Origin of the sequence: Streptomyces sp. NPDC050535, from assembly GCF_044457665.1 — a bacterium.
In the GTDB taxonomy this organism is placed as follows: Bacteria; Actinomycetota; Actinomycetes; order Streptomycetales; family Streptomycetaceae; genus Streptomyces.
This window is the reverse complement of record NZ_JBITHE010000015.1, coordinates 126198-153105: the sequence shown is the minus strand read 5'-3', so window position 1 is coordinate 153105 and position 26908 is coordinate 126198. Positions and strand designations below refer to the sequence as shown.

The following is a 26908-nucleotide window of genomic DNA, read 5'->3' as shown; positions in this document are numbered from 1 at the left end:
AAACGTTCGCCGGTATTGTGAGGAGCACCATGAGAACTGACACGAACGACGCGTGGCTCGCCCGGGCGCTCGCCCAGCCGGAGCCGGAGGACCGCATGGCCCGGCGGATCCTCGACGCAGCACTGGAGCAGTTCACCCTCCTGGGCCTGCGCCGCTCCTCGGTGGACGACGTCGCCAAGCGGGCCGGCGTCTCCAGGGTCACCGTCTACCGGCGCTTTCAGACCAAGGACAAGCTGGTCGAGGAAACCCTGCTGCGCGAGCTCAGCCGGTTCTTCCAGCAACTGGACTCGACGGTGGCGGCGCTGCCGACCATGAAGGAGCGGGTCGTCGAGGGCTTCGTGGTCGCCCTGCGCCACACCCGCGCCCATCCGCTCTTCGGCGGCCTGCTGCTCCTCGAGCCCGAGGTGGTTCTGCCCTACCTGACGGTGCAGGGCAGTTCCTCGCTCTCCGCCACCGTCGAGTACCTGACGGTCCATCTGCGTCGCGCGCAACAGACCGAGGGCCGTCCCGACGAGGATCCGCGTCCGGTCGCCGAGCTGATGGTGCGAGTCGCCGTGTCCTTCCTGCTCAACCCCGCCAGCTGCATCGAGATGGACGACGAGGACCAGGCCCGGGCCTTCGCCCGTCGCTACCTGGCCCCGCTGCTGGACGCCTGACCGGCCGGACCGTCCGGGCGGACGCTCCGGCGGGGTGCCGCCCGGCCGTTCAGCGCCGCCGGTGCAGAGCCTGGGCCAGCCGCACCGCGCGCTCCCGTGTGGCGGCCGGAACATCGAATGAGGTCAGCGCGATCGGCGGGGTGAACCGCTGCACCGTCGTCGACTGCACGGAGGTGAAGGCACGCAGCCCTTCCTCGCCGTGGATCCGCCCGAAGCCGGAGTCCTGCGAACCGCCGAACGGCAGCGCCGGCACGGCCGCGAAGCCCAGCACCGAGTTCACCGACACCGCGCCCGCGCGCAGTCGCGCCGCGATCGCCGCACCGGCCCGCCCGTTGCGGCAGAACACCGCGGCACCCAGGGCGTAACGCGAGGCGTTGGCCCGCTCCACCGCCTCGTCAACGTCGGCCACCGGGTTGATCGCCACGACCGGCCCGAAGGTCTCCTCCGTCATCGCCGCCGCGTCCTCCGGAACGCCGCTCAGCACGACCGGTGCGACGTACGGAGCCTGAACCGACTCGGGCCCGCCCAGCAGAGCCCGCGCACCCGCCGAGACCGCACCGGTCACATGCCGCTCGACGACCGCGACCTGGCCCGGCAGCGTCATCGGGCCGTAGGCGGCGTCCGCTTCGGCACCCGTGCGCAGCGACTCGGCCCGCTTGACCACCCGTTCGCACAGCTCCGCATGGATCTCCCGCACCGCGTATACGCGTTCCACTCCCGCGCAGGTCTGGCCCGCGTTGCTCAGCGCGCCCCACACGATCGCGTCGGCGGCCGCCTCCAGGTCCGCGTCCGCGGTGACGATCACCGCGTCCTTCCCTCCGCACTCGGCGAGGAACGGTGTCAGCGTCTCGGCGCACACCGCCATCACCGTGCGAGCCGTTCCCGGCGAACCGGTGAACGCCAGCTTGTCGACCCCGGACCGGGCCAGGGCCTCCCCGGTGGACGCCGCGCCGGTGACAGTGGTGAGCAGCCCGGCGTACCCGGGCACGGCTGCGTCGAAGAGCTCGGCCAGCAGGACCCCGGTGCCCGGGGTCAGTTCGGACGGCTTGAAGACCACGGCGTTCCCCGCCGCGAGGGCGTACCCGATGGAGCCCATCGGTGTGTAGAGGGGGTAGTTCCAGGGACCGATCACACCGACCACGCCGAGCGGCCGGTACACCAGTGAGGCCCGCTGGTGCACGGTGAACAGTCCCGTGCCCACCTTCCGCCGGCGCAGTGCGCGTTCGGCGTTGCGGGCGGCCCAGCCCAGGTGTTCCAGGGTGAGTACGACCTCCAGCGCCGCGTCGCCGGCCGGCTTGCCGGTCTCCTCGGCGATAGTGCGGGCTATGGCGTCCAGGTCGGTGGCGAGGGACTTCTTCCAGCGCAGCAGATGGTCGCGTCGCCGGGAAGCGGGCAGCGCCGCCCAGCCGGCCTGGACGGTCCGGGCGCGGGCCGTGGCGCGGGAGACAGCTTCCGGCCCGTCCACCCGGTGCTCGGCGAGCGGTTCGCCGTTCGCGGGGGAATGCGTGGTGAAGACCGAGGCGGGTGGTGCGACGGCCGGGGCTGTGTCGGTCATCGGGTCTCCTGATGGGGAACCTCGGGGGCGGACGGCTGCTCCGGGACGGGGGCCCGTTCCGGGAGCGTCTCGTCCCCGAGCGGGGTCAGCGGACGGGTATGTGCCCAGTGCGGACCCAGGTCGTCCAGGGTCCAGCCGAAGGGGTAGGTGCGCGACTTGGGCTTGCGAGGGAATCGCTCCGGCCGCCCGGGCAACAGGCGGGTCAAGGCGGCCCGGGCGCGGAATCCGCGGTGGGCGACGGTGCGCAGCCAGCGCGGCTCAGGGCGGAAACCGAGCGCCTTTAACAGTGGTTCGTCCAGGACGGCGAGCAGGACCCGGGTCGCCAGTCGTCGTGCGGGGGCCGGGTACCAGGAGGCCAGGATCCGCAGGGTGGCGGCGGCGACCCTGCGGTTGGCGGGGTCGTAGGCGAACATCTCCCGCTCGTACTCGTCGTGGAGTCGTTCGAACGCGGCGTAGGTGCCGGGCACGCCGGAGATGCCCATCATCTCGCCCATCCGCCGGCCCACCAGCGCCAGGCTCTCGGTCTCCTGCTCGGAAAGGCGCCGCCAGCCGAACCGGTCGATCCACCGTTTTGGCCCCACCACCGTGGTGGCCAGGACGTAGAGGAAGTCCTCGTTGGGGATCTGGTAGCGACCGTGGATGCGGTTCAGGTGCCGGGCGGCCGCCCGGCCGTGTTCCGAGTCCATCCCCTCACGGACCATCTCGTACGTGATCAGCACCGTGTCGTCGTACCGCTTCTGGCCGGCACGTTCGAACTCCTGCGTGCGGTCCAGGAGCCGGGAGATGCGCGGGACGCCGTAGTCGCGTAAAAACGCGATCGACGTCCCGTTGAGGTAGGAGCGAGGGAACTCGTAGTGGATGATCCACCGGAAGATCTGCTCGAAGTCCTGCTGTGGATCCATCTGCTGGATGCGGCGGAGCCGGCTGTAGCGGCCCATGGTGATCCCTCCTGTCGGAATCGCGGCCACCGGCTCGCGGTGCGAGTGGTCATGTCGGAGAAGGGCACGTTCTCCGACATGACCAGCACCTGGCCTGCCTCTACGGCCCTGGAGCGGGGGATCCGGCTGTTCTGGATTCCATCGGAGCCCTCTGTGAGTCGATGATACTGAAACTATTGAATTGTTTCATGGGGCGTCAATACCTCGGACGCGATGAAGACGGCGGAGGCGTCCATGCCCGCGCCTTGGCTTCGTCCACGCCGTCAACTTCCGCACAGGTCGCGGCAGGTGACGGGCCGTCATGGAAACAGGAGACACGTCTACGCGAGCTTTCACGCTTGGTGACGATCGGTCAGAGCCCTACGGGAGACCACACCGGCCGGAGTCGCTACCGCTCGGGTGGAGGCCGGTCCCTGTCGCGTGGATGGTCTGTAGCTCACGGACCCCGGCGCGTGCCCGTACCCCGGCGACGCTCCGCGCTTTCTGCTCAGGCGGTGGTCTGCAGGTGTTCGTGCGCCCAATGTTCGAAGCTCGTCAGGTTGATGCCCAGCGCACGGGCGAACTGTGGCCGGGCCGGCTGGCCGACCACCTCCATGAACTCGTGAGTGGCACCCATGTCCGGCATGCCGGCGGCGCGGGCCTGTTCCTCGGTCATGTCCGGCGCCGACAGCGGGATTCCCAGGGCGCGGGAGAGGACTCCGGCGATCTGAGTCATGGTCAGGTAGTCGCTGGCGAGCTCCAGTTCCATCCGGTGGAACTTGGCGGGTGCGGTCAGGGCGGCTGCCGCGGCTCGGCCCAGGTCCTGGGCCGCCACGAGCGCCAGGTGCGTGTCCGGTTTGACGACGGTGACCAGACCGCCTTGGACGCCGCGGGGGAAGTAGAACCGCATGGACGGCTCGAAGTTCTCCATGAAGAACGACGGCTTGAGCAACGTCCAGTAAGGGAAGTCGAGTTCGCGCAGTCGGTGCTGGATCGCGGCCTTCGTGCCCAGCGGGGCTTCCAGCATCGCCCACCGTCCTTCGGCCCAGCCCGGAGCCTTGACGTGCTGATCCACGCCGCTGGTCGAGGACTGGACGAACTGCTCGACCCCGGCGGCCCGTGCGGCCGTCATGAGGTTGTCCGCCTGGCTGACCTCGCCGGCGAAGTCGAACCCCTGATCGGTGTATGCGGGCATCTGTACGGAGAAGACGGCCCGTACTCCGTCCACGGCTGTCTTCAGGGTCGCCGGCTCGTTGAGATCGCCGACGATCAGGCGGGCGCCGAGTTCTTCGACAGCCCGTGCGCGCGGTGTGCTCGGGTCGCGCACGAGGGCGCGCACCGGTGTTCCCTCCGCGAGCAGGGCGCGGGTGGTGGCGCCGCCTTGGCGGCCGGTGGCACCGGTGACGAGGACTGGTGCTGCGGCATTGGTCATGAGTGCATCTCCCCAGCGGTCACGTACGCACGAAATGGCGGGGCCCGCCGTTTCGTGTTCGCTACAATACGGTGGGGCCCGCCACTTAACAACGTTGGGGAGAACATGACCGGCCAGCGCTCGGACGCCCGCCGCAACTACGCTCACATCCTCGCTGTGGCCGAGGCCGAGGTGGCGGCCCATGGAGCCCAGGCCTCCCTGGAGCAGATCGCCCGCAACGCAGGCGTCGGATCAGCCACCGTGCGGCGCCACTTCCCCACTCGCAAAGCCCTGCTGGACGCGGTCTTCAAACAGCGTGTCCATGTTCTGTGCGATCGCGCTCACACCCTCCGCGGCGAGGACGACAGCCGCTCCGCGCTGGTGGAGTGGCTGCGGGAGCTGCTCGTCTACTCGCTCGCCGCACGTGGTCTGGCCGACGTCCTCTCGTACGAGCCTCTCCAGGACGAGGCCACCCAGGACTCCTGTGCCGCGGACATCGGGGCGGCCGGCGCCCTGCTGCTGCGCAAGGCCATTGACGACCGGGTTGTCCGAGAGGACATCACCATCGACGATCTGCTCACGCTGATCGTCGGAATTGCCCTGGCCACCGAGAACTACACCGACCCGGCGACGCCGGCGGACCGCGCCTTCCGGCTCGCCGTCGCAGGCTTCGACCCCACCGGCACCTGAGCGCTCACACACGGTCGTTACGGCCCTGGCTCGGCGCGTCAACACCGCACGAAGCCGATACTCGGGAACAGTCCGCAGTCGGCCGGTCGGACGTCGGGCTTTCTGAAAAGGTGCGACCAGTCCGCATGGAACGGCCGTACCGAGCGGAGTGGTCACGACCTCGACTCCAGCCCGCGCGCGAGGCTCCCTCACCCGCCGACGCCCGGGCGGGTTGAGGCTGCCCAAGAGCGCCCCCGGCCGACCCCGTCAGCGCAGCGGGGGCCCCGTCGACCCGCGCGGGGTGAGGCTTGGTGTGGAGACCTGGTGGGAAGCGGGACCTTGACCGGAGATGACGGCGAACAGCGTGCGGGCCACCTCGGCTCCGAAGCCGTGCACATCGTGGCTCATCGCGGAGAGCGGGGGATGGGTCAGACGGCACAGCTGTGAGTCGTCCCAAGCCAGCAGCGACAGGTCACCGGGGACGACGAGCCCGAACTCCTGTGCCACGGCCGCGCCCGCCACCGCCATGATGTCGTTGTCGTAGACGATGGCCGTGGGCCGATCGCGAGTGAGGAGCAGCGAGCGAGTGGCGCGGGCGCCGTCCTCTCCCGCGAATCCGGTGGCCACCTGCGGGCCGTCCTCGAGTCCGAGCTCACGTGCCACCGACTCGAATGCTGTGGCGCGGATGGCGCTGTGTCCCAGACCGGCTGGACCTCCCACGCGGGCGATGCGGCGGTGTCCGAGCGCGGCCAGATAGCGGACGGCTTCCCCGACCGCGGTGGCGTCGTCGGTCCAAACGGACGTCAGGGCCCCCGTGAGGGAGGGGTGGGCCACGGCCACCGTGGGCATGCCGAGATCCTCCAGCGCGGAGACGCGCGGGTCGTCCTGGTGGAAGTCGACGACGATCGAGCCACCGACCTGCCGCCCCTGCCACCACTCCTTGTAGAGCCCGACCTCCTCGTTGAGATCCCGCACGAGCCGGAGCAGCAGTGAGCAGGACCGGTCGATCAATACGCTCTCGATGCCGGAGATGAACTCCATGTAGAACGGTTCGAGCCCCAGCAGTCGCGCCGGCCTGCAGATCGCGAGCCCCACGGTGTCCACCCGGGTCCCGGACAGGCTGCGCGCCCTGCTGTTGGGTGTCCATCCCAGTTCGCGCGCCGCTTCGAAGATCCGCTCGCGGGTGGCCGGGGAGACGCCGGGCTTGTCATTGAACGCGATGGAGACGGCCCCCGTGGACACCCCCGCGTGCCGGGCGACGTCCCGGATGGTGACACGGTCGGACGGAGCGCTCACGCCGGCTCCACGCAGAACAGGGCAGCTCGTACGGCTTGGACGTCGTGCCCCGTCCATCCCTGGACGCGGATGCGTGCCTCTTCACCGGGCAACAGGCTGATCAGCCCGCGGTCCGCGGTCGCGTCGGGGGCCAGGCGGTCGGGCTGCAGAAGCAGATCGCGAACCAGGGTGTGTGCGGTGACCACGACATCGACTCTATCGCCCTGCCCATCCACCGGATCGATCCGTACGTCGAACCGCGGTCTCGGGTAGTCGAAGGCCAGGTCCGCCACCGCTATGTGCAGAGCGCGGAGCCCGTCCGCGTCGGCCACCAGGAACTCCTTGTCGGCGCCCGGCGCCACCGCCACCTTCGGTGATACCCGCGTCCGCGCAACCGTGCGCGGAGCTATCTCGACGTCCCAGGTGATGCGGCCGGTCTCCGAGCCGTCCGTGGTGAGCCGGCGCAGGGTGACCGACGTGGTCCAGGGGTGAGCCGACTGGTTCACCAGGGTCACGGTCGGTCCGCCCGGATCGGGCTGGATCGTGAGCAGACGGTCGGCGTAGAGGCGGCGGAGTTCGTGGTAGAGCGGTTTGAGCCGTCCGTCCCCGTCGATGGCGGACCAGGACGACACCGGCCAGCAGTCGTTGAGCTGCCAGACCACCGTGCCCGCGCACACGGGCCAATGCGCCCGCCAGTGCTCGATCCCGGCGGCCACGGCACGGGCCTGGACGACCTGGGTGAGGTAGTGCCAGCGGTCGAAGTCGCCCTCGGGCAGGTCGAAGTGCCGGCTCACTCCCCGGTCGAGCTTGCCGTTGCCGTCCTCCGCCTTCTGGTGGTGGAGCATGCCGGGCGACCCGGGCGAGAGTGTCTCTCCCGGCAGCGCCCGCCACAGGGTGCTCAGGGCGGGCGGGGCTTGCCAGCCGAACTCCGCGACGAACCGGGGCACGCTGTCCCGGTACTCGGCGTAGTCGCGCCGGTTCCACACCTCCCACGAGTGATGGGTGCCGTGGGCCGGGTCGTTGGGGTGCCGCTCCCAACTGCCGGACCAGGGGCTTCCGGCGGTGTAGGGCCGGGTGGGGTCCAGTTCGGCGACGAGGCGCGGCAGCAGATCGAGGTAGTACCCCCCGCCCCAGGAATCACCGGCCAGCTCCGGCTCCCAGCCCCAGTCGCGGAACCCCCAGAGGTTTTCGTTGTTGCCGTTCCACAGCACGAGGGAGGGGTGCGGCATGAGGCGTACGACGTTCTCGCGCGCCTCGGCCTCCACCTCACCGCGCAGCGGCTGCTCCTCGGGGTAGGCGGCACAGGCGAAGAGGAAGTCCTGCCAGACCATCAGGCCGAGTTCGTCGCAGATGTCGTAGAAGGAATCGTCCTCGTAGATTCCGCCGCCCCACACCCGGACGAGGTCGACGTTGGCCTCCGCGGCCTGGGTGAGCCGCCGACGGTAGCGCTCGGCTGTGACGCGGGAGGGGAGGGCATCGTCGGGGATCCAGTTCACGCCGCGCGCGAAGACGCGTACACCGTTGACGACCAAGGTGAAAGCGGTACCGAACTCGTCGGGTGTGCGGTCCAGTTCGACCGTACGGAAGCCGATGCGCCGCCGCCACACGTCGAGCACGCCCTGACCTTCCGACAGCGTCAACTCCAGGTCGTACAGGGGCTGTTCGCCGTAGCCGCGCGGCCACCAGAGGGCGGGGTCCGGCACATCCAGCGTCAGGACCGCACGAGCGCCGGTGAAGTGCGCTTCGGCGCGGGCTCCGGCGACGGTCGCGCAGGCCGTCAGCCGACGCCCGTCGCCCGCGATGGACCGCTCGACGTCGAGGTGCACCTCGAGGCGTCCCGCCGCTTCCGTCACGGTGACCACCGGGCGCACTCGGGCCACGCGGGCCGTGGACCAGTGCTCCAGGCGGACGGGACGCCAGATGCCGGCGGTGACGAGGGTGGGCCCCCAGTCCCAGCCGAAGCTGCAGGCCATCTTGCGAATGTACTGCGAAGGCGCCGGATACACGTTGGGACGGTCGCCGGTCCGCTCCCGTACGGCCTCGGCTTCCGCGTACGCCGACAGGAAGCGCACCGTCAGTTCACCGGACCGGCCGGTGACGTCGAAGCGGTAGCCCCGGTGCATGTTGCGCGTTCGACCCAACTCCGCGCCGTCGAGCATGATTTCGGTAGCGGTGTCGAGACCGTCGAAGACGAGGTCGGTGCGTTCGTGCGTCGTCGCCGCGTCGATTTGCGTCGAGTACGTCCACGGCCGTTCCGCCACCCAGGCGACGTCGAGCTCGTTGGTGCCGATGTACGGGTCCGGCAGCAGCCCTGCGGCCAGCAGGTCGGTGTGCACACAGCCGGGAACCTCGGCGCTCAGCGCCTTCCCCTCGTGATGCAGACTCCACCCCTTCGTGAGCAGGGTGATGTCCTTCATGACGCAGCTCCCATCGCCGGCCCGTTGCCCGCCGTCCACGGGCTACAGGCAAGCTAGGCCCTCTCCAGAAGCTCTGTCCATAGACCGGTTCAGTTAACTCATCCTGGCTGGATTCACCTGCCTCTACGGCTCTGAAATGGGAAGACAGCATGTTGCCGCCACTGTCCCATAACGATTGCGCATCATAGGAGGACCGCAAGCTTTACCGGTTCACTTGGCCGCTGCCATAGTGCCGCTCAGCCCACCTGGAAGCTCGAGCCGCAACCGTGGAAGGGAGCCGGGCACATGGCGAAGAGGCCATTCGTGACCGCCGTGTTCACCGCTACGACACTGACACTCGCCGGATGCAGCGGGGCGGGCGCGCCGTCCGGCGAGGCGGCCAGCGCGCCGGCCGATCCCGGCAGCGTGTCGGGGAACATCACCGTTCTGACGCAGCGGACGGACCTGGTGCAGAACGGCACCATGAAGAAGTACGCCACGGAGTTCAACAAGACCTACCCGAAGGTGAAGGTGAAGTTCCAGGGCATCACCGACTACGAGGGTGAAGTCAAAATCCGGATGAACACGGAGAACTACGGCGACGTACTCATGATTCCCGCCGCCATCTCCAAGGACGACTACCCCAAGTTCTTCGCACCTCTGGGGAGCACCGCGCAACTCGCCAAGAAGTACCGGTTCACCGACAAGACGGACGTGAACGGCAAGGTGTACGGCGTCGCGAGCTTCGGCACGGCCAACGGCTTCGTCTACAACAAGGCCGTCTGGAAGGAGGCCGGTGTGACGCAATGGCCGGCCACTCCCCAGCAGTTCATCGCCGCCCTGCGCAAGATCAAGGCGGGTACCGGCTCCGACCCGTACTACACGAACTTCAAGGACATGTGGCCACTGACCGCCTGGACCAACAACCTGGGCTCGGTCAGCTGCGACCCGCAGTCGAGCAACAAGCTGGCCACGACCGACTCCCCGTGGGGTCCCGGCAGCGACCTGAACGTCATCGACACGCTGCTCTACGACATCGTGCACGACAAGCTGTCCGAGAAGGACCCCACCACCACCAACTGGGAAAGCTCCAAGACCCTTATCGCCCAGGGGAAGATCGCGAGCATGCAGTTGGGCTCCTGGGCGATCACTCAGATGCAGGACGCGGCACGGACGGCCGGCGCCGACCCACGCGACATCGGCTTCATGCCCTTCCCGGCCCAGAAGAACGGCAAGTTCTGCGCGACCCTGCTGTCCGACTACCAACAGGCCGTCAACACCCACTCCGAGCACAAGGCCGCAGCCCGTGCCTGGATCGACTGGTTCACCGAGAAGTCCGGGTACGCGGAGAAGGAGGGAGCGGTATCGGCCCTCAAGTCCGCGCCCATGCCGGACACGCTCAAGGCCTACACCGACAGCGACGTCCAGTTCGTGGAGCGCTCCGAAGCGGACACCGGGAAGGTCAACTCCATTGACGACGCGGCAGAGATCGGCCTGAACAAGCCCGACTACCGTCAGAAGCTCGTCGACCTGGCCCGCGGAGCGCAGAAGGGCAGCCTGGAGGACTTCCTCGAAGAGCTCGACAAGCGATGGACCGAGGCGAGGAAGACCGCAGGTTCGTGAGGGTCCGTGCGGGGGCGGCGATGCGCCATGGTCGGCCCTCGCCATCCTTCGCGTCCAATGGACAACGAAAGGCCGAGATGTCCGACACCACTCGCGCCCCGGCGGCGCCCCGGCCCTCACCGTCCCCGCGCCGCGCCATGACTCGGGCGGGCAAGGGAGTCCCGCCGCGCTCGTGGCGTTCCGCTCCGATGCGCAAGCTCACGCCCTGGCTGTTCCTCCTGATCCCCGTCGGGCTGCTGATCACCTTCACCTATGTACCGGTGGGGAACATGATCTATTACAGCTTCACAGACTGGGACGGGGTGAGCCCGGACCGCGATCTCACCGGCGTGCGGAACTACACCGACCTGTTCACCAGCCCAGAGCTGTTCCGTGTGTTCTTCGTCAGCTTCTACTATCTGGCGGCTTCCGTGGTCCAGATCGCCGTGGCTCTCTACTTCGCCACGGTCCTCAGCTTCGACCTGCGGCTGCGTAACCTCTTCAAGGGAATCCTGTTCTTCCCCTACTTGATCAACGGCGTGGCCATCGGATTCGTCTTCCTGTACTTCTTCCAGGACGGCGGCACCCTCGACACCATCCTGTCGTGGTTCGGAGCAGGCTCCGGCCACGCCTGGCTCGGTGATCCAGAATCGGCGAACGTCTCGTTGGCCGGTGTCTCGGTGTGGCGGTTCACGGGGCTCAACTTCGTGCTCTTCCTCGGCGCCATCCAGTCGATCCCCGGAGAGCTCTACGAGGCCGCGGAACTCGACGGGGCGAACCGGTGGGAGCAGTTCCGGCACCTGATCCTTCCCGGGATCCGGCCGGTCATCAGCCTCAGCGTCATCCTCGCCATCTCCGGATCGCTGTCGGTGTTCGAGATCCCCTACGTCATGACCGGCGGCGCCACCGGCACGTCCACCTTCGTCATCCAGACCGTCAAGCTGGCCTTCCAGTTCAACAAGACGGGACTGGCGTCGGCCGCGGCCGTGGTCCTGCTTCTCATCATCCTGTTGATCACCTGGCTGCAGCGACTCCTCGTGCCCGACGACAAGGTGGACCTGGTATGAGCGCCGTCACCCACCGTCCCCGACGGCCCTTTGTCGCCCGGACGCTCGTCTACGTCTCCCTGGTCATCGCCTCACTCGTCGTCTTGACGCCTCTCGCGGTCGTCTTCCTCACCTCTTTGAAGACGTCGCGCGAAGTAGCCGACGGGGGAGGGGCGTTGAGCCTGCCGGGCGACTGGCTCAACCTGCACAACTACGCCACCGCCTTCGCCGACGGCCACCTGCTCACAGCGTTCGGCAACACGGCCTTCATCCTTGCCTTCTCCATCACGGGCACAGTCCTGATCGGATCCATGACCGCTTACGCCGTGGACCGCTTCGACTTCCGCGGCAAGAAACCGGTGATGGGCCTGTTCCTCGTGGCCACCCTCGTCCCCGGTGTGACGACCCAGGTCGCGACCTTCCAAGTGGTCAACAGCTTCGGCCTGTTCGACACCCGGTGGGCCCCCATCCTGCTGTACATGGGGACGGACATCCTGTCGATCTACATCTTCCTCCAGTTCATCAGAGGCATCCCCCGATCCTTGGACGAGGCCGCACGCATGGACGGCGCGAACGCGCTGACCATCTACTGGAAGATCATCTTTCCGCTTCTGAAGCCGGCCGTGGCGACCGTCGTCATCGTCAAGGGCATCACCGTCTACAACGACTTCTACATCCCCTTCCTCTACATGCCCTCCGAGGAACTGGGCACGATGTCCACCGCTCTCTTCCGGTTCAAGGGCCCCTTCGGCGCTCACTGGGAGAACATCTCCGCCGGTACGGTCCTGGTCATCCTGCCCACGCTTGCCGTTTTCCTCTTCCTCCAGCGGTACATCTACAACGGCTTCGCCCGCGGGGCCACGAAGTGAACTGAGTGCTGACGACCGAGGCGTGTTGTTCAACGCGGTCGGCCTGGCCGCACTGTCCGACACCGATCGCCCTTCCGGTTCGCCCGATGTCTCCAGCGAGCCGTTCCGGATGACCGGGGCATGTCCGAGACGGCGGAGGAGTTCAGCGCGGAGCGGATCCGCGTCCGGGAGACCCAGTTCGTTGGTGATGGCCAGGGCTTGGCTCCATACGGTGTGCGCGGTGTCGGGCTGGGCCGTGACGCGGTGGATCTCGCCGAGACAGAGGAGGCCGGAGGCTTCGCTCTGACGGGCCCCGGTCCGGCGGAAGAGGTCGATGGCCTGCTGGTAGCAGTCGACGGCCCGGAGATGCTGGCCGAGATGATGCCGGATGTAGCCGAGGCTGTCCCACGTGTGGGCCTGCCCGTTGAGGTCTCCGGTCTCCTGGGCCAGGTCGAGGGCCTGGCGGCACTGTGCGAGGGCTCGGCGGTGGTCGCCGAGCTGAGCGTGGAGCCAGCCGATCTGGTTGAGGGCCGCGGACTGCCCTGCCAGGTCGGCGGCGGCCCGATAGTGCCTGAGGCTGTGGTGCGCGTGATCGAGTGCCTGCTGGTGGTGGCCCTGAGCGGATGACATCCGGGCGAGGTGCTGGTGGGTACGGGCCTGGCCGGCGTCGTTGTCGAGTTCCCCGAAGAGCTTGAGGGCGAGCACGTAGTGGTAGCGGGCGTTGTCCAGATGGTCCAGCCGGTCCTGGGCGAGTCCGAGCCCCCGGTGGGCGCCGGCCTGGCCCGCCCGATCGCCCTGACGCCGAGCGGCATGCAGAGCGGTCGTCTGGAGGGCGGCCAGCGCCCGCCAGTAACCATGCCGGTCCAGGAAGGTGGTCAGGGCCGCGGCGAGCTGCCAGCTGTGGCTGTCGAAGCCCTCGCCGGAAGCCTGCTCCACGGCGGCGACGAGAACCGCGTGCTCCGCGGTGAACCAGGCCTGTGCCTGCTGGTGGTCCGAGAGTGCCTGGGGGGCGGCGCCCGCGCGGGCGGGCGGTAGCGGAACCGGGTTGGGCTGAGGGGTGAGCAGGACGTCCGCGGTGTGGGCCGTGTGCACGTAGTGGTCGAGCAGCCGATGCACCGCGGTGTGCTGGTCCCTGTCACTGTCGATCGTTGTGAGCAGTTCGACGGCGTACACGCGCAGCAGATCGTGGAAGGTGTACCGGCCCGGAGAGTGTTCGGTGAGGAGGTGGCCGCTGACCAACTCGGCCAGCAGCGCTGCCGCGCGAGTCGCCGGTACGCCGCCCAGCGCGGCGATGGCGGGCAGTGCGGCGTCGGGACCGGGGTGCCGGCCCAGCAGCCGGAAGAGCCGGGCTGCCTCGGGGCTCAGCGCGTCGTAGGACCAGGAGAAGACGGCTCGTAGTTGAGTCGCTGCCTCCCCGCCGTCCAGGGCGTTGAGGCGGTTGTCGGTCCGGCGCAGCTCCTCGGCGAGTGCGGCAAGGGGAAACCGGGGCCGGCTGGCGGCGCGGGCCCCGACGATTGCGAGCGCCAGCGGGAGTCCCGCACACCGTGCGACGATCTCCCGGACGGCGGAGCGTTCGGCCGCGACCCGGTCCGTACCCAGTCGGGCCGTAAGCAGGTCGTGGGCCTCGTCGGGTGTGAGCAGTCCGACGGTGAGCAGATGGGCGCCTTCGGCGACGCCGAGGCCCATGAGCAGTTTGCGGCTGGTCACCAGTGCCAGACAGCCGGGCGCCACGGGCAGCAGCGGACGGACCTGCTCGGAGTCGCGGGCATTGTCCAGCACCACCAGGACCCGCCGCCCGGCCAGCAGGCTGTGGTACAGGCCGGTCTGCGCCTGCAGGCCGGCCGGGATGCGGGCCGGAGGTACCCCGAAGGCGTCGAGGAATCCCCGCACCGCCTCCGCCGGACTCATCACCGACGCGCCTGAACCGAACCCGCGCAGGTTCACGTACAACTGCCCGTCGGGAAAGGTTTTCTGCACGTGGCGTGCCCACCGCAATGCCAGCGTGGTCTTGCCCACTCCCGCGGTGCCCGACAGCGTCGAGATCACCACCGTCGACGGCTGGACAGCCGCAGAGGCGAGGATCACGTCGAGGTGCGCGAGCTCGTTGCGGCGTCCGACGAAAGCCCTTACACCCAGGGGTAGTTGTGCGGGGACCGTGGCGGGCCACGGCGCTCTCTCCGGTGCGGGCGATGGGCGGGAAGGCGTGACGGGAGCGGTCCTGGCCGTTGTCCGAGGTGTCTGCCGTCCTGCGGAGGTGGAGAGGTCTCGGGCTCCCCGCAGGATCGTCCGGTGTGCTTCCCACAGTCTGGGACCGGGGTCGGCACCCAGTTCCTCCGCCAGCCGCTGCTGGACGCTGGCGAAGCAGTTCAGTGCCTCCGCGCTGCGGTCGGCGGCATGCAGGGCCAGTATCAGTGCCTCGGCCAGCGGCTCCACCAGCGGATACTCGTCGAGCAGGTCTGCGAGCGGACCGATCACGGCGGCGGGATCCCCGAGACGCGACTCCACGGTTGCCCACGCGACGGCGGCGTCCACCCGCTGGCGTCGCCACGCCTCGCGCACCTGCTCCGCCCATTGTCCGCCCAAGCCCGCCAGCGGCTCACCGCGCCACAGGCCGAGTGCCCTACGCAGTAGTGAGGCCCGCACGGCGTCTGTCCGACCGGCTTCCCGGGCCCGGTGGAAGAGTCGGCGGAACCGGAACACGTCCACCTGGTCGGCGTGCGCCTCGAGAAGGTACCCGCCCGAACGGCGTGCCAGGCATAACTCGACGTCCCCGGCCTCACTGTTGGTCCGCTCGCACAATCGTCGGAGCCGGGCGATGTGCGCGTGCAGCGCACGTCGTGCCCCGTCCGGAGGGTCCGCACCCCAGACCCGTCCGATCAGAACGGCGACTGCCACGGGGCGACCGACGTCCACGGCCAGCGCTGCCAGCACAGCCCTGCGCTGCGGCGGCCCGATCTCCACGGTCCGCTCTCGTACTCCAAGCTCCACCGGCCCCAGCAGCCTCAACTCGACCACGAGTCACACCCCCCGTACAGGTCCGAGTCACCCCTCTGCGTACGCGCTCGCGCTCAGCGACAACCTATCGACAACGTCCCCGCCCACACCCGGAGCCCACGCTGACGAACGACTGTCGATATCCGTCCGCGCGTTGCGGCCGTCGCACGCTCGTGGTGCCAGGACCGGGGGGCGCGTGGATGAGTGAGACAGGAACTGACCGGATGACAGATGCGATCGGCCGAGCGGTGGTCCTCCGGGCATGTTCGGGGCCCCGTCCGCTACATGGCCGCCCAGGGGGAGTGACGGTGCGATGGGTGTGGACGACCAAAGGACAACGTGGGAAGCGGAGACGGGAATGTCCCGCTCCTTGTCGGTGCGGCAGCTGGTCCGGCCGTCCCAGCCGGCAGCCGTGCCTTCGCCGGATGCCGGTGGGCGAGGTGTGCTGGAGGGCGCTTTCGGGCTGTTGGCAGCGGTGGAACGGGCCGGAGAGGCCGGTCTGACCAGATTGGCGTCGGAGTGCGGATTGCCCAAGTCGACCGCTCACCGGCTGTTGGAGCAACTCATCAGGCTTCATGCCGTGGAGCGGGTGGGTTCGGGGTACCGGATGGGCTCGCGGATGTTCCGGCTCGGCCAGGGTTGGCAGCCCTACCCCGGTCTTCGGTCCGTGGCCCGGGGACCGGCACGCCGTCTGGCCTGCGCCACGGGTGCGCTGGTGGGAGTCAACGTGCTGCGGGACGGACAGACGCTGGTCCTGGACTGGACGGCTCGCGAGACCAACGAGCTGCTCGATCCGCTGCACAACGGCGTCACCTGGCCTTGGTTCACCGCCGCGGGCAAGGTACTGGTGGCGGGGTCTCCTTCGCCGCCTCTGCTGGGACCGCTGCCCGCCGCCTGGCGGAGGGAGGCAGCGGCGATCCGGGAGCAGGGCGTCGCGCTCGACCGCGGAGAACTGATGGCCGGGGTGTGCTGTGTCGCGGTGCCGTTGCTCGGCCCGAGTGGTGTGCCGGTGGCGTCCTTGTCCGCCGTGACCGATTCCGTACACCGACTGGACCGGCTCACGCATGCCGTGCAGGTGACCGGCAGGACCATCAGCGCCGCGCTGAACGGCCGGCGGGTCGAGCCACGCTCGGACGGGTGAAGACCAGTCCATCGTAAGTAGCAGGGTGTGGCTGTGGGGAGTTCATGCCCGCTGGCTTCCCGTGGACCTGGAGATATGCGGGATCCATACCGATGGCGAACCGTTTCTGAAGCGGCCATACCCAGCATGGGCGATGTCAGCGGAGCCGCTGACATCGGCTGACGGAGTGTCCGAACCCGTGCCTGCACTGGTCGGGCGTCGCCGCGCAGCGATTCGCCTCTGATCGAAATGGGAGACCGTCATGACCGACAACACCGGATCCGTCGACGCGGAGTTCGTCCTGGCACTGCAGAGCATGGAGATCGACATTCCGACGAGCTCCATCGTCTTCAGCTGCAGCTCCTGCGCCATCACGAGCTGCTGACCAGCATCTGAGCGCGTGTGGTCCCGGACGGCGTCGGTCAACGGCCGTAACTCCGTCCGGGACCGCCCGCGGTGTCACGTTCTCAGGACGACAAGTTTTGAAGCACGGCTGCGAATACGAGCGCGAGAAGGGGTGGACTCACATGCAACTGCCATGGGAGATCGTGCTGTCCTACATGAGTCACCATCCGCGGTGGTTCGAGGACTTCGGCAGGCGCGCGCCGAGCAGCGAGCACCTGCGCGCGTACCAGGCGGCTGTGCCCGACGGCTGGCGCACCTGGCGCCGTGGGTACTGGATCATCGTCGAGCCGCCGGACGCGCCCGTGGTCGGGGAGGGCTGGAAACTGCACGTTTCGGCGACCTCACGCACCAGCGCCGAGACCCTGCAACGGTCACTGCCGGTGATGCGCGACGCGGGGGTGCGCTTCAAGTTCCTGATGGATCCCCTAGCGGTGCGCGAGGCCAACGGGAAGACGTTTCCCCGTGCTTCGAGCGGCAAGTTCATCACCGTCTACCCCGTCGACGACGCGCAGTTCCACCTGGTGGCGTCGGAACTGACGAAGGCGCTGACGGGGCTGGAAGGTCCGTACATCCTGTCCGACCGGCGTTGTCCGGGATCACGTGTGGTGTCATACCGGTACGGCGGGTTCACCAGCCGCTTCGAACTCACTCCGCTGGGCCTCCGGGATCTGATGATCCAGGCCCCGGACGGCTCACTCGTCCCGGATGTGCGTTCCCCCTACTGGAGTGTCCCGGACTGGACGCAGGACCCGTACACGAGCGCGGACCGGCCACCGGCGACGAAAGCGGGAGGCGGCTCGGGCGCAGGCAACGGGTTGCTCGGCGGCCGGTTCAAGGTCGAGAGCGCGCTGGCGTTCAGCAACCGCGGTGGCATCTACCGCGGTGTGGACACCGAGACGGGCGCTGACGTGGTGTTGCGTGAGGCCCGGCCCGGGGTCGAAGTGGGCCCCCTGGGCATCGACGCGGTCGAATTGCTGAGCCATGAGCATCAGTTGCTCACAGAACTGGCAGACACCGGCCTGTTCGTACGTCCTGTCGCGTACTTCGAGCAATGGGAGCACGCGTTCATCGCCGAGGACTACATCGACGGCAACCACCTGGGTCACCTCAGCGTCGCGCAGAATCCCCTCTACGGCCTGGACTTGACCCCTGCCCGACTGGCCGACTACTACGACCGGTTCCGGCTGCTGTGGCTACAGGTGGCGGACGCGATCGCCGCATGCCACGAGCGCGGCATCGTGCTGGGCGACCTGTCACCGACCAACATCATGGTCACCCTGGACGACCGTATCCGCGTGATCGACCTGGAATCCGCCTTCCACGAGGGACGCGGCGGCGGCGCGGGGTTGGGCACCCCGGGCACGGTCACCCGGCGGGCGATGGCCACCGGACAGGGCGACCGGCGCTCCGACTACTACGCGCTGGGCGGAGTGATGCTGTGCTGCGTGCTGACCTGCCAGCCCAATGACCTGGTCGACCACGCCGTACCGCTGCGGCTGCTCGACGAGCTGGCCGCCGATCTGGCTCTGCCCGAAGAACTGGTCTCGCTCATCCGGGACCTCTATGACGAGAACGCGCCACTGCCGGATCCGGCGGCCCTGCGACGCCGCCTCACCGACCTGCCCTTCACCACGGCCTGGCGGCAACCCCCGCCGCTGGCACACCCGGTGGCGGCCGACCCGGAATCCGGAGCCGACCTGCGGCAGCGGATCGCGACCACGCTCGACGGCGTGGCGAAGTACCTTCACGGCACCGCCGACGTACAGCGTGAGGACCGGCTCTTTCCGGCGGACATGCTGGTCTTCGAGACCAATCCGCTCTCCGTCGCGCATGGTGCGTACGGCTGCCTCTACGCGCTGCACACCATGGGCTGCCCGGTCCCGGACACCTTCCTGGCCTGGGCGCTGCGCAAGCCGACCTCGCACAGGGCGCTGCCACCGGGCCTGTACTACGGTTCGGCGGGTGTCGCCTGGGCGCTGTCGGCGATGGGCCACCGCGAGGTGGCGGCCCGCGTGCTGCGCGACGCCGCCGGGCATCCGCTGCTGTACACCGAGCCGGGGGTGCTGACCGGAGCGGCCGGGCACGGCATGGCGTGTCTGCGGCTGTGGCGTGACACAGGGCATCCGGAGTTCCTCGACCGTGCCCGCGAGACGGGTGAGCACCTGGCGCGCGGCGCACGGCACGAGGGAGGGCGGGCCCACTGGTCCGGCTCCGGCAAGGACATTCCCGTCGGCTACGGCGAAGGCGCGTCAGGCGTGGCCATGTTCCTCCTGGCCCTGCACGCGGCCACCGGCGACCCGGAAACGCTGCAACTGGGCCGTGCGGGGCTGGAGTTCGATCTGTCCTGCGCGGAGTACTCGCCCACCGGCCTGCTTTCCTTCCCGGCCGTCGCGGGCACCGACGAACCTGCCGCGGTACTGCGCCACTACTGGGACGAGGGCACGGCGGGCGTCCTGACCACCCTGCTGCGCTACCACCACGTGACCGGGGACGGCGCCCTGGGAAAGCACGTCGAAGAACTACTGCCGGACGTGCGGCGAAAGTACACGACATTTCCCCAGCTGTTCCACGGGATCAGCGGCATCGGCAACGTCCTGCTGGACGCCTACGAGTTCCTGGGCGACCCGGACCTGTTGGGGGACGCGCAGCGGGCGGCCGAGGCGGTGCTGTGCAGTGCTGTGCGGCGGCCGGAGGGCGTGGTGTTCCCCGGCGAGCAGACGGTGCGCGAGAGCTGCGACCTGGCGAGCGGTTCGGCCGGTGTCGCGCTCTTCCTGGACCGGTTCCGCAGCACCCGCCCGGGCGCCCGCACCAACACCAACTTCCTGCTGGACGACCTGCTCGGCGACCTGCCGACAGCCCCCGGGAACAGTGGATGACCGCCACCGCCGCGCCGACGACGGCCGCCGCGCCGCGGCTGAGCCGCAACCGGGACTTCCGGCTGCTGTGGATCGGCCAGGCACTGTCGGACTTCGGGTCCTCGATGACGTACGTCGTGCTGCCGCTCGTGCTCCTGGCGGCGGGCTACTCCACCACGGTCGCCGCGACCATCGGCACGGTCTCCCTGGTCGTCGGACTGGCGACGCGGATACCGGCCGGCTACCTCAGCGACCGCTACGACCAGCGTGCGCTGATGCTCGGCTGCGACATGGTGCGGCTCCTCGCTGTCGGGACGGTGGCGGTGTACGTGCTTCTTCGCCCTGTGCCGATCGTGCTGGCCCTGGTCATGGTGATCGTGTCGGACGCGGCGCTGGAAGTGTTCCGGCCGGCTCAGAACAAGGTGGTCCGACGGATCGTGCCGACCGAGCAGTTGGGCGCCGCGGTGTCGTTGAACCAGGCGCGGGCCTACGGCGCGGACATCGCCGCGCCGGCGGCGGCCGGGCTGCTGCTGGCGCTCGGACCTTCGGTGCCGCTCGCGGTGGACGCGCTGACCTTCGGGTGCTCGGCACTCTGTGTGGCCGCCGCGGTCCGTGCCAGACGTGCCGGCGGGGGCTCCGTCTCCGCCGGTGCGTCTCGCGGCAAGGAGGCGAGGGCCGGGGGAGCGCGGTCGGCCGGCGCGCGGTTCACGACGGAGTTCACAGCAGGGTGGCGATACCTGTTACGGGACCGGTTCATGCGTTGGTCCGCGGTGTACTTCGCCGGGCTGAACCTGGCGTTCTCCGCCCTCGCGTTCGCCCTGATCCTCGGTGTGGGCAGCCGGCCCGACGGCGCGGTCATGGTGGGAGCGGCGATGAGCGCGGCGGCCGTGGTCGGCCTGACCGGCTCCGTGCTCACCCCGTTCGTCCAGCGCCGCGTCTCCCTGAGAGCGACCCTCGGCGCGGCGCCCGCCGCCGGCGCCGCGCTGCTGGCTGTCGCCTGGATCAGCGGGAGCCTGGTCGCGTTCGTCGCCGGATTCTGCGCTCTGTGCCTGCTCACCCCGGTGGTTTCGGCGAGGTTCAGCACGATCATGGCGGTCACGGTGCCGGAGGAGATCTACGGCCGGGTCAGCAGTACGAGCAGCCTGGTCGCGCAGATCCTCCAGCCCTGTGGGCCGCTGGCCGCCGGGCTGTTGCTGGCCCATCTGTCGCTGTCGACGACCGCGGCGGTCCTCGCGACAGGGCTCGCCCTGCTGGCCGGTGTTCCCCTCGCCCTTCCCGACCCGTCGCCGTCGAACACACCAGAATCTGCCGGGAGTTCCTCGTGATCACACCACAGATACCCGTCGGCGCCGCCGGCGCCCGTCCCTCCGTCCTCCTGTCCGTGCTGGAACTGGGCGCGACGGACCGGAAGCAGCCGGCCGAGGAGGTCGTCCAACAGGTCGTGGACATCGCCCAGGTCAGTGAGGAGTGCGGGTTCCACCGCTTCTGGCTCGCCGAGCACCACGCCTCGCCCGACGTCCTCAGCAGCGCCCCGGTGGTCCTCATCGCGCACGTCGCGGCCCGCACCCGGCACATCAGGGTGGGCTCGGGCGGGGTGATGCTGCCCAACCACGCTCCCTACGTGGTGGCCGAGCAGTTCGCCACCCTGGGCGCTCTGCATCCCGGCCGCATCGACCTGGGTGTGGGCCGCTCGCCGAGCAGCGCCGGGACCGCGGACCACCGTCGACTGCTGGACGCGGCGCTGCGGCGCGACCCCAGGGTGACGATCGAGTTTCCCGCCCTGATAGACGAGCTGGTCGGGTTCATGGACCCGGCTGTCCGGGCCCCTGAACCGTTCCGGTCGGAGAGCCCGGCCCTTCTCCTGTCCCCGCGGGTCGACGCACCGGCCGAGGTGTACGTGTTGGGTGCCGGCGAGAGCGCGGCGCGCACCGCGGCCGAGCGCTCGCTGCCTTTCGTCTACGGGCACCACCTGGGTCGGTCCAAGTGCCGTCCGGCGGCGGTCGAGCGCTATCGTGCGACCTTCGTGTCCGGCCCGCACGACGCCCGGCCCTACGTCATGGCCTCGCTGAACGTACTGTGCGCCGCGAACGACGACGAGGCCGAACGGCTGGCACTGCACGCCGCCTCGCACGCCGTACGGCACCGCACGGGGACCACGCCCGACGAGTCTCCGGCGCCGGTCCGGGAGGAGTTCCTCGCGCGCAGGTTCCTTGAGGACCAGCAGGTGGTCCACGGGGGCCGGGTCAAGGTGATCGAGGGCATCGAGCGGATCGTGGGCGTTCTGGACGTCGACGAGATCGTCCTCGTACCGTTCGACCTCACCGGCACCGGGCGCATCCGGACGCTGCGGATGCTCGCGGGGCGACAGGCGCATGCCCCGGCCGCCGTGGCGGCGCTCCGAAGCACCGGCGCCATCCGCGCGGAGGACGGCTCTCGTGTCCACACGCCGGAACGGGGACCGCGACGATGACTGCGGCTGACCGCTGGGGCGCGGCACATCGCGGTCACGTCCGGCGATCGTCCGGCCGCTTGATCCGCTTGATCCGCTTGATCCGCTTGATCCGTCCAATCCGCCCAATGCCTCTGATCGGTCTGGCTACAGGGACCGGCCGCCGGTGAGCATCGAGCGGTACCGGGCTTCTAGTGCCGGGCTGGGATCCAGCCCGAACTCGCCTGCCAGGAACTGGCGGTACTCGTCGTAGACGCCGAACGCCTCGGTTTGCCGACCCAGTTGGAACAGGGCGTCCATGTGAGCGGCCCGCAGGCGCTCACGCTGCGGATGCAGCTCCAGTAACTCACCGATGGTGTCGGCGATCACCTCAGGATTACCCAGCCGCAGTTCGGTCTCCGCCCAGTCCTCGTAGACCTGCAGATAGCGCTTGCCCAAGCGGTCCGCCTCGTCGGACACCGCCCGGGAGCAGCGCAGTTCCGGCAGTGACGGACCGCTCCACAGGTTCAGCGCCTCCCTGAGCAGCCCGGCCGCGGAATCGAGAGCGCCCTGTCTCGACGCCACTCTGGCGGCGTGGCTGAGATCGCGGAACCGCAGGGAGTCCAGCTCCTCGTCGCCGACCTGTAGCAGGTAGCCGCCCGCCCGGCAGACGAGTCGTCCGCCGGCTTCCACGTCCTCCAGCAGCCTGCGCAGTGCGGAGACGTACACCTGGATGTTCTTCCGTGCGGTCTTTGGCGGGCCGCCGTCCCAGAGCGCGTCCACCAGCGACTCCACGGACACCAGGTCATTGGGATGACAGAGCAGTACGGCGAGAACAATGCGTTGCTTGAGGGGCCCGAGCGGGACCGGTCTGCGCTCGTCACCGCCGACGACGGAGAGCGGGCCCAATATCGCGAACCGGGTACCGCGAGGCCGAGAATCGACCGAGCCTGGATTCACGTGTCCCCCACTGCACTCGGTGCGCCGACGGAATTCGGTTCCCCGGACATGTCCGAGAGCTACCTCTAGGACTGCTGACAGAAAGGGTGGTCCTTCGGACTGGTTCTGTCACGCTTTGTTCCGCTGAGCGGATCGGGGGCGGTCGGCGGCACCGTTTACGCGACCCTGTGGATACGTGTCCGCAGGGTCGCGGGGGAAAGTCGGGCAGGGATGTCGAGAACGGCGTGCTGGCTCCGTCCCAGGGCAGAAGCGACCACCGCGGTCGCACGGTCCTCAGGAGGCCCGCCATGACGAACGACCAGATCATCGAGATCCTCAACCGCCCGCTGAGCCAGGAGATGCTGGCTCGTGACCTCTGTCGCCTGGCATACGTGGCCAAGGACGGGACACCGCGGAACATCCCGATCGCCTTCGCCTGGAACGGCGAGGAGGCCGTGATGTGCACGTCGAAGAACGCCCCGAAGCTGGCTTCGCTCCGTCAGAACCCGGCCGTCGCCATCACGATCGACACCGAGGTGCACCCGCCCACGATCCTGCTCGTCCGCGGCACTGTCGAACTCGACGAGGTCGACGGCATTCCCGAGGAGTACCTCGAGATGAACGGCTCCTACGAGATGACGGCCGAGCAACGGGTCGAGTGGGAGGCCGAGATCCGCTCGCTCTACGACGGCATGGTCCGCATCGTGATGACGCCGACCTGGGCGAAGCTGATCGACTTCGAGACGACCTTGCCCAGCGCCGTCGAGGAACTCGTCCAGCAGCGTGCGGAACGTCAGCGGAAGAGTGACAGCAGCGTGCGGTCCGACGCGGTTCAGTGAGCCATCACGCCATGACGAGCGACGTCGGTGCGCCAGCTGGTCATTGGTTACTTGGCGGGATGTCAGGCACCGTGACGGGGCGGAGCACCGTCAGGGACTCTTCCTGGCGAGCCATCATCGCAAAGGGAAACCTGTCGATTTCCAGGCAGAGGTCGACGTCGTCTGGGTGGTATCCGCTCCGCAGCCCGCCGACGAGCTCCGTCGCGGCACGAGAAGTCCTCGCGCGGTGGAGATGCGGGGTCGCCTCGACATCGTCTCGGGCCATACATCGAGCAATGTATTCAGCGCAGGCCAGGTCCTCGTCGGCCTGGCCTGCCTCGCCGGTGACAACGAACGTGACCGGACCGGAATCCCTGGTCCGCAGGAACCGTGCGGTCGGGCCGGCCACCACGAAGCTCGCGCACAGGACCAGCGGCGCGTTCGCGACGGCCAGCGCTCCCACGGTTCCTGCCGTCGTCTTCTGCACCAGCGTGCGCCCGGCGAAATCGCGTGACCTGAGCAGGCCAGGTGAGTTCACCGCGTCGAAGCCCGCTGCCGGAGGTCCGTCCTTCAAAGCCAGCCAGCCCGTGTGACTCTCCTTCAAGGCAAGTGCCTCACCCTCCGTCGGGGCCAGGACGATCCTCTCGACGCCGCGCGCGAAGGCCCACGCAGCCACGGTGAAGGCACGCATGACGTCGATGACGACGGCGACACGGGGAACGTCGGTCAACTCTGGTATGCCGACGAAGTGATGATCCATCACGCCATTCTGACGCCCCTGGATCATCCGAGAGCGGGATGTTGGGAACGTCGCAGGCGTCAGCGAGTTCGAGCGCGCTGCGCAGGCCGTCGGGGGAATGGCACGGAGACGCCGCTGCGGGCGAAGGTCACCAGCGGTCCATCTCTCGCGACCGCGCGGCCGGACGCGTGGAGTCGCCCGTGTCTGACTACGCCAGGGGCTCGGTGCCGTCGTCGGGGGAGGTCTGGGCCAGGCCCGTCCGGTAGGCGATGACGACGAGTTGTGCCCGGTCGCGGGCCTCGAGCTTCGTCATGGCGCGCTGTACGTGGGCGCGGACGGTGAAGGGGCTGAGGAACATCCGCTCGGCGATTTCCTGGTTGGACAGACCGGTTGCGACCAGAGCCACCATCTCGCGTTCGCGCGGGGTCAGCGCCGCGAGCTGTTCGGGGTGGTGCGGCGGTGGGTTGTCCGGAGTGGCCAGGAAACGGGTGACCAAGGAGCGCGTCGCGGCGGGGGACAGGAGAGTGTCGCCGTCGGCGATCGTACGCACGGCGTTCAGCAGGTCCTCGGCCCCGATGCCTTTGCCGATGAAGCCGCCGGCCCCCGCGCGCAGCGCCTGAGCGACGTACTCGTCGGTCTCGTACGTGGTGAGGATCAGGATGCGGCTGGATCGCAGTTCCGGATCCGCGCAGATCTCCGAGGTGGCGGTGAGGCCGTCCACCTCGGGCATGCGGATGTCCATGATCACTACGTCCGGGCGCAGCTCCCGGGTGAGTCTCACCGCCTCCCTGCCGTCGCCGGCCTCGCCGACCACGGTGATGTCGTCGGCGGTGTCGAGAAGCATCCGGAAGGCCTGGCGCAGCAGGGCCTGGTCGTCGGCGAGTAGTACGCGGTGCGTCACGGCGTATCACCGGCCTGTCCGTCGCCCGTCCGTCCGTAGCCGGTCACTCCGTCGGCCATCCGTCCCTCGGTGGTTGTCGCTCCGTCAGTCATCCGCGTCGTGTCCTTGGCGGGCGGGAGGGGCAGTTGGGTGGAGACGAGGAAGCCACCCTCCGGGCGCCTGCCCGCGGAGAGGTGTCCGCCGACCGCGGTGGCACGTTCCCGCATCCCGATCAGACCGTAACCGGGCGGGCGGTCCGGCACCGCGGACGCGCTCGATCCCGTGGACGTGTTCGGTGCCGTACGGGCGCCCCCTCCGTCGTCGGCGACGCTGATGGTCACGCGATCGCGGTGCCATGCGAGGCGCACCCGGGCGCTGCCGGTAGCGGCGTGCTTGGTCACGTTGGTCAGGGCCTCCTGGACGATGCGGTAGGCGGTGAGGTCCACTCCCGGCGGCAGCGGCCTGGCCGTGCCCTCCTGGTGAACCGACACATCCAGACCCGCGCGCCGGAAGGACTCGAGGAGCGTGGACAGCCGGGACAGCCCGGGCGCCGGTTCGGCGGGCGCGGCCGAGTCCCCGGACTGGCGCAGCAGACCGACCGTGGCCCGCAGGTCGTCGAGCGCGTCGCTGGTGGTCGCGACCAGCTCCTTCAGGCTCTTGCGGGTCTGTTCCGGGCGGGTGTCGAAGAGGTGGGCGGCGACAGTGGCCTGTGCGTTGGCCAGGGTGATCTGATGGGCCACCAGATCGTGGAGTTCCCGGGCGATGCGCACCCGTTCCTCGGCCACTCTCCGGCGCGCCTCGCTGTCCCGGCTCTCCTCGGCCCGCCGCGCCCGCTCCTCGACGGCTGCCAGATAGGCCCGTCGGTTCTGCGCCGAGTGACCGAGTACGCCGGCCACCAGCGGGAACGCCGCCACCGCTCCCACCCTGCTCGCGTCCTTCCACGAGAGGGCCCCGAACAAGGGGGTCGAGGCGACCAGCAGCGCCACGGAGATGAGCGCCACCGCGCTCGCCGCGCGCCGTTCGGTGCGCGCGGTGAGCGAGTAGGAGTAGGCGGTGATCACGGCGGGGGCCGCGATGAGCGGGCTCAGCAGGAGGCCCAGGAACGGCGCCAGCACGCCGCTCGCGGTCGTGACCGCCATGGCGGCCAGGGGCACCCGGTGCCGCACCGGAATCACGGCACAGGACACCACGGCGACGAAGTAGGCGGCGGCAGACGGGGGTGACAGCGTGCTGCCGTCGTCCTGCACCACGCCGCCGAGCAGACAGAGCGCGAACGCCGTTGCCGTGATCGCTCCCTCCCGCCGCCACGTGCCGCGTGGTCGTGGGCCACCGCCACCCGTGTTCGTCATGGCCGG

The 26908-nt window shown here is 69.2% G+C and carries 20 protein-coding genes and 1 pseudogene; 11 read left to right on the top strand and 10 right to left on the bottom strand.

The features are described 5' to 3' along the window. Nucleotides 1-29 precede the first annotated feature (29 nt). Nucleotides 30-656, top strand: a complete 627-nt coding sequence (locus ACIBLC_RS29260) for a TetR/AcrR family transcriptional regulator (RefSeq protein WP_399214276.1) — start codon at nucleotides 30-32, stop codon at nucleotides 654-656. 49 nt (nucleotides 657-705) lie between these two features. Here ACIBLC_RS29260 and ACIBLC_RS29255 read toward each other — a convergent pair whose 3' ends face one another. The 3 genes from ACIBLC_RS29255 to ACIBLC_RS29245 form a co-directional block, all read right to left on the bottom strand. Next, entirely contained in the window at nucleotides 706-2211 is a 1506-nt protein-coding gene (locus ACIBLC_RS29255; protein WP_399214275.1) for an aldehyde dehydrogenase family protein, read from the bottom strand. After that, entirely contained in the window at nucleotides 2208-3149 is a 942-nt protein-coding gene (locus ACIBLC_RS29250) for an oxygenase MpaB family protein (protein ID WP_399214274.1), read from the bottom strand. The genes ACIBLC_RS29255 and ACIBLC_RS29250 overlap by 4 nt, the downstream gene beginning before the upstream one ends. A gap of 487 nt (nucleotides 3150-3636) precedes the next feature. After that, a complete protein-coding gene (locus ACIBLC_RS29245) occupies nucleotides 3637-4560 on the bottom strand; it encodes an NmrA family NAD(P)-binding protein (protein WP_399214273.1) in 924 nt (307 codons plus the stop codon). A gap of 105 nt (nucleotides 4561-4665) precedes the next feature. Between ACIBLC_RS29245 and ACIBLC_RS29240 the strand changes: the two genes are divergently transcribed. Then, on the top strand, nucleotides 4666-5229 hold the full coding sequence (locus ACIBLC_RS29240; RefSeq protein ID WP_399214272.1) for a TetR/AcrR family transcriptional regulator: 564 nt from the start codon (nucleotides 4666-4668) through the stop codon (nucleotides 5227-5229). 246 nt (nucleotides 5230-5475) lie between these two features. On the opposite strand, the gene ACIBLC_RS29235 is transcribed toward ACIBLC_RS29240, so the two are convergent. After that, nucleotides 5476-6504, bottom strand: coding sequence for a LacI family DNA-binding transcriptional regulator (locus ACIBLC_RS29235; RefSeq protein WP_399214271.1), 1029 nt, complete (start codon nucleotides 6502-6504; stop codon nucleotides 5476-5478). Beyond that, nucleotides 6501-8900 (bottom strand): glycoside hydrolase family 2 protein, encoded by a 2400-nt coding sequence (locus ACIBLC_RS29230; RefSeq protein WP_399214270.1) that lies wholly within the window; start codon nucleotides 8898-8900, stop codon nucleotides 6501-6503. The genes ACIBLC_RS29235 and ACIBLC_RS29230 overlap by 4 nt, the downstream gene beginning before the upstream one ends. 285 nt (nucleotides 8901-9185) lie before the next feature. On the opposite strand from ACIBLC_RS29230, the gene ACIBLC_RS29225 reads away from it, so the two are divergent. The 3 genes from ACIBLC_RS29225 (at nucleotide 9186) to ACIBLC_RS29215 (ending at nucleotide 12396) form a co-directional block, all read left to right on the top strand. After that, nucleotides 9186-10502, top strand: coding sequence for an ABC transporter substrate-binding protein (locus ACIBLC_RS29225; protein ID WP_399214269.1), 1317 nt, complete (start codon nucleotides 9186-9188; stop codon nucleotides 10500-10502). Between the two features lie 77 nt (nucleotides 10503-10579). Next, nucleotides 10580-11548, top strand: coding sequence for a carbohydrate ABC transporter permease (locus ACIBLC_RS29220; protein WP_399214268.1), 969 nt, complete (start codon nucleotides 10580-10582; stop codon nucleotides 11546-11548). Then, the gene (locus ACIBLC_RS29215; protein ID WP_399214331.1) at nucleotides 11545-12396 is read left to right on the top strand and encodes a carbohydrate ABC transporter permease; all 852 of its coding nucleotides are present in this window, start codon (nucleotides 11545-11547) and stop codon (nucleotides 12394-12396) included. Before ACIBLC_RS29220 ends, ACIBLC_RS29215 begins: the two co-directional genes overlap by 4 nt. A gap of 312 nt (nucleotides 12397-12708) precedes the next feature. On the opposite strand, the pseudogene ACIBLC_RS29210 reads toward ACIBLC_RS29215, so the two are convergent. Then, nucleotides 12709-15075 (bottom strand): annotated as a pseudogene (locus tag ACIBLC_RS29210) (ATP-binding protein); the annotation flags it as partial. Nucleotides 15076-15727: 652 nt separating this feature from the next. Here ACIBLC_RS29210 and ACIBLC_RS29205 point away from each other — a divergent pair. From ACIBLC_RS29205 to ACIBLC_RS29185, 5 genes are all read left to right on the top strand, one after another. Further along, entirely contained in the window at nucleotides 15728-16510 is a 783-nt protein-coding gene (locus ACIBLC_RS29205) for an IclR family transcriptional regulator (protein WP_399214267.1), read from the top strand. 241 nt (nucleotides 16511-16751) lie between these two features. Then, nucleotides 16752-16874 (top strand): hypothetical protein, encoded by a 123-nt coding sequence (locus ACIBLC_RS29200; protein WP_399214266.1) that lies wholly within the window; start codon nucleotides 16752-16754, stop codon nucleotides 16872-16874. A gap of 142 nt (nucleotides 16875-17016) precedes the next feature. Beyond that, nucleotides 17017-19770 (top strand): class III lanthionine synthetase LanKC, encoded by a 2754-nt coding sequence (gene lanKC, locus ACIBLC_RS29195; RefSeq protein WP_399214265.1) that lies wholly within the window; start codon nucleotides 17017-17019, stop codon nucleotides 19768-19770. Continuing rightward, entirely contained in the window at nucleotides 19767-21074 is a 1308-nt protein-coding gene (locus ACIBLC_RS29190) for an MFS transporter (protein ID WP_399214264.1), read from the top strand. The genes lanKC and ACIBLC_RS29190 overlap by 4 nt, the downstream gene beginning before the upstream one ends. Then, complete coding sequence (locus tag ACIBLC_RS29185) at nucleotides 21071-22219, top strand: MsnO8 family LLM class oxidoreductase (protein ID WP_399214263.1); 1149 nt, start codon at nucleotides 21071-21073, stop codon at nucleotides 22217-22219. The genes ACIBLC_RS29190 and ACIBLC_RS29185 overlap by 4 nt, the downstream gene beginning before the upstream one ends. A gap of 126 nt (nucleotides 22220-22345) precedes the next feature. On the opposite strand, the gene ACIBLC_RS29180 is transcribed toward ACIBLC_RS29185, so the two are convergent. Continuing rightward, a complete protein-coding gene (locus ACIBLC_RS29180) occupies nucleotides 22346-23086 on the bottom strand; it encodes a BTAD domain-containing putative transcriptional regulator (RefSeq protein WP_399214262.1) in 741 nt (246 codons plus the stop codon). Between the two features lie 338 nt (nucleotides 23087-23424). Here ACIBLC_RS29180 and ACIBLC_RS29175 point away from each other — a divergent pair, with 338 nt between their 5' ends. Next, nucleotides 23425-23955 (top strand): pyridoxamine 5'-phosphate oxidase family protein, encoded by a 531-nt coding sequence (locus ACIBLC_RS29175; protein ID WP_399214261.1) that lies wholly within the window; start codon nucleotides 23425-23427, stop codon nucleotides 23953-23955. A 40-nt stretch (nucleotides 23956-23995) separates the two neighbouring features. On the opposite strand, the gene ACIBLC_RS29170 is transcribed toward ACIBLC_RS29175, so the two are convergent. The 3 genes from ACIBLC_RS29170 to ACIBLC_RS29160 all read right to left on the bottom strand — a co-directional run bounded on the left by ACIBLC_RS29170 (nucleotide 23996) and on the right by ACIBLC_RS29160 (nucleotide 26902). Next, nucleotides 23996-24694, bottom strand: a complete 699-nt coding sequence (locus ACIBLC_RS29170; protein WP_399214260.1) for a 2-phosphosulfolactate phosphatase — start codon at nucleotides 24692-24694, stop codon at nucleotides 23996-23998. 187 nt (nucleotides 24695-24881) lie between these two features. Then, nucleotides 24882-25574: a response regulator gene (locus ACIBLC_RS29165; RefSeq protein ID WP_399214259.1), complete on the bottom strand. Its 693-nt coding sequence runs from the start codon at nucleotides 25572-25574 to the stop codon at nucleotides 24882-24884. Beyond that, on the bottom strand, nucleotides 25571-26902 hold the full coding sequence (locus tag ACIBLC_RS29160) for a sensor histidine kinase (protein ID WP_399214258.1): 1332 nt from the start codon (nucleotides 26900-26902) through the stop codon (nucleotides 25571-25573). Before ACIBLC_RS29160 ends, ACIBLC_RS29165 begins: the two co-directional genes overlap by 4 nt. Nucleotides 26903-26908 lie beyond the last annotated feature (6 nt).

Bases quoted from the DNA above. Each gene is read 5' to 3' on its own strand.
- ACIBLC_RS29240 (WP_399214272.1), top strand. From the start codon at position 4,666: ATGACCGGCCAGCGCTCGGACGCCCGCCGCAACTACGCTCACATCCTC.
- ACIBLC_RS29170 (WP_399214260.1), bottom strand. From the start codon at position 24,694: ATGGATCATCACTTCGTCGGCATACCAGAGTTGACCGACGTTCCCCGT.
- ACIBLC_RS29230 (WP_399214270.1), bottom strand. From the start codon at position 8,900: ATGAAGGACATCACCCTGCTCACGAAGGGGTGGAGTCTGCATCACGAG.
- ACIBLC_RS29260 (WP_399214276.1), top strand. From the start codon at position 30: ATGAGAACTGACACGAACGACGCGTGGCTCGCCCGGGCGCTCGCCCAG.
- ACIBLC_RS29225 (WP_399214269.1), top strand. From the start codon at position 9,186: ATGGCGAAGAGGCCATTCGTGACCGCCGTGTTCACCGCTACGACACTG.
- ACIBLC_RS29255 (WP_399214275.1), bottom strand. From the start codon at position 2,211: ATGACCGACACAGCCCCGGCCGTCGCACCACCCGCCTCGGTCTTCACC.
- ACIBLC_RS29175 (WP_399214261.1), top strand. From the start codon at position 23,425: ATGACGAACGACCAGATCATCGAGATCCTCAACCGCCCGCTGAGCCAG.
- ACIBLC_RS29160 (WP_399214258.1), bottom strand. From the start codon at position 26,902: ATGACGAACACGGGTGGCGGTGGCCCACGACCACGCGGCACGTGGCGG.
- ACIBLC_RS29190 (WP_399214264.1), top strand. From the start codon at position 19,767: ATGACCGCCACCGCCGCGCCGACGACGGCCGCCGCGCCGCGGCTGAGC.
- lanKC (WP_399214265.1), top strand. From the start codon at position 17,017: ATGCAACTGCCATGGGAGATCGTGCTGTCCTACATGAGTCACCATCCG.
- ACIBLC_RS29250 (WP_399214274.1), bottom strand. From the start codon at position 3,149: ATGGGCCGCTACAGCCGGCTCCGCCGCATCCAGCAGATGGATCCACAG.
- ACIBLC_RS29215 (WP_399214331.1), top strand. From the start codon at position 11,545: ATGAGCGCCGTCACCCACCGTCCCCGACGGCCCTTTGTCGCCCGGACG.
- ACIBLC_RS29220 (WP_399214268.1), top strand. From the start codon at position 10,580: ATGTCCGACACCACTCGCGCCCCGGCGGCGCCCCGGCCCTCACCGTCC.
- ACIBLC_RS29245 (WP_399214273.1), bottom strand. From the start codon at position 4,560: ATGACCAATGCCGCAGCACCAGTCCTCGTCACCGGTGCCACCGGCCGC.
- ACIBLC_RS29200 (WP_399214266.1), top strand. From the start codon at position 16,752: ATGACCGACAACACCGGATCCGTCGACGCGGAGTTCGTCCTGGCACTG.
- ACIBLC_RS29205 (WP_399214267.1), top strand. From the start codon at position 15,728: ATGTCCCGCTCCTTGTCGGTGCGGCAGCTGGTCCGGCCGTCCCAGCCG.